We start from the raw sequence: 3387 nt of genomic DNA on the forward strand, positions 1-3387 counted from the left end.
GTTGTGGTGACACCATTAAAGACCTTTATGGGTTTTTCTGTCCACTAATATGTTCAACTTAAATTTTACAATCTACCGTGCAAAAAAAACGGGCCGGGCGCATGACCGCAGCGCCAGTATGCCTGGCAACCCAGCGGCGTCAGAAATAAAATGGATGTGTAGATTCGGCCGATTTTCTGAAAGGACTGGTCACGGCTTCTATCTAGGGCTAGGAAACACATGCAAATGAATCAAGACCGCAGTAAGTCATGGACGGTGTTTAGGGTTGACAGGACGCTTTCAGGTCCTACAACGATTGGATTGTGGACGTTCCAGTTCCGATAGTGATGTGTAGCTAAATTGACGTTTATTTCAAACGATCGAACACATTACTGTCAAAAGAGAGTACTGGCCCACTAAGCAAGATTAGAAGAATAGTCAATTTAAAAAGGTAACGGCACTTCCATGCAGGAAGGCCGTTACCTTTTTTGTGAGCAGTCACAGTAGTCCCTATAGATAACGATCACTCTAGCGTTGTGTAACCTTAGTCGTTCGCGATTGCCAGTACTTTCTGACCAGTACAATGATAACGACCAGGCCACTGAATTGGCAGGTCGTCATTAGGCCAAAGCCCATGTTAAAGGCGTTGATACTCCCACTAACGAGACTGAGTGCGGCAAACACCGTTAAGCCAATCCAATGTATCCGTTTCGTCCAAGTGTTCGGGTGGCGCCGGGCAATGCCCAAGTTGAGCATGAGACCGATCAGCAAGAGGATGAGGAAGTCCATCCAGTAAAGAGCAGGGAACGTTGAAAATTGGGTAACGCGTTCCACCAGGAGAACGCCGAAGAGGACGACTAATAGGCTGGCGTTGGGGTGGACAACTGGTTTCGTTACGGGTGCGGCTGTTGTGTCCTGTAAGAGATTATCTACTGGGACGGCATATAGAGTAGCTAATTGGGTAATGGTGGCGATGTCCGGTTGGTTCCGGCCAGTCTCCCAGCTGGAAACGGTCTGCCGTGAGACGTGCAGTTGGTCTGCCAGTGCCGTTTGGGTCAGTTGTTGCGTTTGCCGAAATTTTTTCAAACGCGCGCCTAGTTCTGTTGATGCCATGGGGACCCTCACTTCCTTGATAATGGTTATTAACTCTAGCATAAAGAATCGTCTGGAAATAGCAAGCTATTCTCGCTAGCATCCGTATCATTCGGGGATTTGAACGGGTACGCTGAAAGGGAGTAGAGGAGATGATGGCCAGTGCAAAATGGACAAGTGAAAATGGTTCAGGTAACCGGGCTACGAAAAAAGTTTGGTCGCCGTATGGTCTTGCGTGATGTGAATTTCGCATTTTCGACCGGTGACGTTATCGGCTTAGTCGGGCCCAATGGTGCGGGCAAGACGACCATTATGAAAGGACTAATGGGATTGTTAGCCATGGATGCTGGCAACGTTCGGATTTTGGGGCAACCCGTTTCGGTCAATACCCATACCGTGGTGACCCAACAGGTAGGCGCGCTCATCGAACGCCCAGCAATTTATCCGTTTCTGACTGGCTGGCAACATTTGCAACTGATGACGACTTCCGAGGAACAAGTGAGGTGGGTGGTGCAGGCCCTCCAAATGGAAGCCTATATTCACCGGCCGGCCAAACGGTATTCACTAGGCATGAAACAAAAGTTGGGAATTGCCATGGCGTTGGTGAATTGCCCACGGTTAGTCATATTGGACGAGCCAATGAATGGATTAGACCCCCAATCGGTTAAGCGGCTGCGCCATTTGATAGGTCAGTTGGCGGGGGACGGGACCACATTTTTAATTTCCAGCCACATTTTGAGTGAGCTGGAAAAGATCATTGATACGGTGATCTTAATTGATCAGGGAGAAGTGTTGCTCCAACGGACGATGACTCAACTTCGGGAATCGACGCGGCAGGCATTAGTGGTACGGACGACGGAAAATGCTCGAGGGTTGCAGGTGCTTTTACAGGCAGACTATCCGGTGGCACAGCGGGGCAGCAACTTAATCGTGACGAAGCCGGTGGCGTTGACGCCGCTACTGCGTACCCTTCTCGATGCGCATATTCAAATTTTAAAGGTAAACCAGCGCCAGGAAGATTTAGAGACAGTCTTGTTACGGTTATTGGCAGAGAGGAAGGCATAGACCATGGGACAATTAATCCAGCAGGAGATTTTTAAATTCAGACATCAACGGATGGCGTGGCTGGCCCCCGTCATCTTGATCCTTTTAATGGGCGGACTGGCCATGACGACCCACGGCGCATCAGTCGGTGATCAGAAGTTTTATATTTCATCGGCGTATGGCGGTTTTCAATGGCTGACGATGCTCATCATTGTGATTGGCGCTAGCTGTGTGACAATGGAATTCGAGTATGGGACGATCAAACAGTTGGCGACTCAGGTGAATCATCGCTGGACGATCTTTGTGGGGAAGTATGTACTAGTTCTCGGGTATAACGTGTTAGGCCATGGGTTGGCCATCCTCATGACACTATTGCTCAAGACTAGTGCTGGTTGGGGCCTACACTGGCAGACCATTTACCTCTATCACCGATCGCTATTGGTTAATCTAGTGACTAATGCGGGGCTGGATATGTATGGTGGCGTGATGATTATTGGACTGGTCTTCTTGCTGGCAAGCTGTAGTCATAACAATGCAGCGGCCATCGCTATTGGCATGGGTGTCTGTTTCATGGGGGAAGGGGTATCCAGTCTGTTATTGCAGTCGTTTAAGTCGCTATTGCCAGTGATGAAATGGAATCCGTTTAACATGTTCTTCTTACAGGAGGAGTATGCCAATCCCAGTTATCAGCAGAACGTGACCCATTTGACGATTCAACAGTTGAGTGTCGGTAGTCTTGTGTGGGCGTTATTCTTTGTAGCGGTCGGTGCGGTGATCTTTTCGAGACGGCGGATTTAGGTTTGGCCGGAAATATGAGTTGCAAATTAGACATGCTGGCAAGCGGCCCGGCGACGTCCTACCAAAAGAGATTTCTGGGCCCGTGATATGGGGGAGAACGAGGGACGGACCTGGAGCCGCTACAAACGAATAGTGGGGCTAGCGATATTGGCTTGGGATTTTTGTTGACAGTGAGATGATACGCATGGTATATTATCTAAGCTGTCTTTTACGACAACGGCTCGTTAATTTAAAAAAGTTAAAGTGCTTGTTGACAAGCGGTCTGACAAAATGGTATATTAATTGAGCTGCTTCATTAGGCAGCCGGCAATTCATAGTTTAATTAGATTAAACTTGTTGTTGACATCATATTGATTAACTGATATGATTAATAAGTTGTCTGCGAGAGCAGATAACTGGTAGACCTTTGAAAACTGAACATTGTTTCGACAAACCAAATATGTGTAGGGCGGTTTGGTATTTATATCAAACCCA

Annotated in this window: 3 protein-coding genes; 2 read left to right on the forward strand and 1 reads right to left on the reverse strand. The window is 48.0% G+C overall.

Translation table 11 applies throughout. From position 1 onward, the window contains the following. Window positions 1-507 precede the first annotated feature (507 nt). Window positions 508-1092: a helix-turn-helix domain-containing protein gene (locus tag EKM96_RS10430; protein WP_164511027.1), complete on the reverse strand. Its 585-nt coding sequence runs from the start codon at window positions 1090-1092 to the stop codon at window positions 508-510. A 141-nt stretch (window positions 1093-1233) separates the two neighbouring features. Between EKM96_RS10430 and EKM96_RS10435 the strand changes: the two genes are divergently transcribed. Then, window positions 1234-2136: an ABC transporter ATP-binding protein gene (locus EKM96_RS10435; RefSeq protein ID WP_125643361.1), complete on the forward strand. Its 903-nt coding sequence runs from the start codon at window positions 1234-1236 to the stop codon at window positions 2134-2136. A gap of 3 nt (window positions 2137-2139) precedes the next feature. Next, window positions 2140-2913, forward strand: coding sequence for an ABC transporter permease (locus EKM96_RS10440; RefSeq protein ID WP_125643364.1), 774 nt, complete (start codon window positions 2140-2142; stop codon window positions 2911-2913). Window positions 2914-3387: the final 474 nt, after the last annotated feature.

Origin of the sequence: Levilactobacillus tangyuanensis (assembly GCF_003946545.1) — a bacterium.
Lineage (GTDB): Bacteria > Bacillota > Bacilli > Lactobacillales > Lactobacillaceae > Levilactobacillus > Levilactobacillus tangyuanensis.